The sequence below is a fragment of the Xanthomonas prunicola genome, from assembly GCF_002846205.1.
In the GTDB taxonomy this organism is placed as follows: domain Bacteria; phylum Pseudomonadota; class Gammaproteobacteria; order Xanthomonadales; family Xanthomonadaceae; genus Xanthomonas; species Xanthomonas prunicola.
Genome location: NZ_PHKV01000088.1, coordinates 1 through 296 on the forward strand (window position 1 = coordinate 1; position 296 = coordinate 296).

Below are 296 nucleotides of genomic sequence, written 5' to 3' on the forward strand. Positions count from 1 at the left end.
CACGATGATGAAGTGGATGGGCACCGCGCTGGCCGCGGCACTGTTGTTGAGCGGCTGCGCCAAGGTGGAGGGCGAGAAGTTCGTCGGCCACTGGGTCAACATGCAGTCGCAGGACGAGACGATGGATATCGAGCGCAATGGCGAGACCTTCATGGTCCGCAGCACCACGCCGAAGTTCTTCAGCCGCCAGCCCAAGACCGAGAGCTACCCGGCGGTCTACAAGGACGGGGCGCTGCAGGTCACCAACGATGGCGAGACGGTGAACTTCGCCATCGACGAGAGCAACGGTCACCTCA

1 protein-coding gene is annotated in these 296 nt (G+C 62.8%); it reads left to right on the top strand.

The window, feature by feature from the left end:
• Positions 1 to 4: 4 nt before the first annotated feature.
• A partial coding sequence (locus tag XpruCFBP8353_RS23160; protein ID WP_101365259.1) for a hypothetical protein occupies positions 5 to 296 on the top strand: 292 nt, incomplete at its 3' end.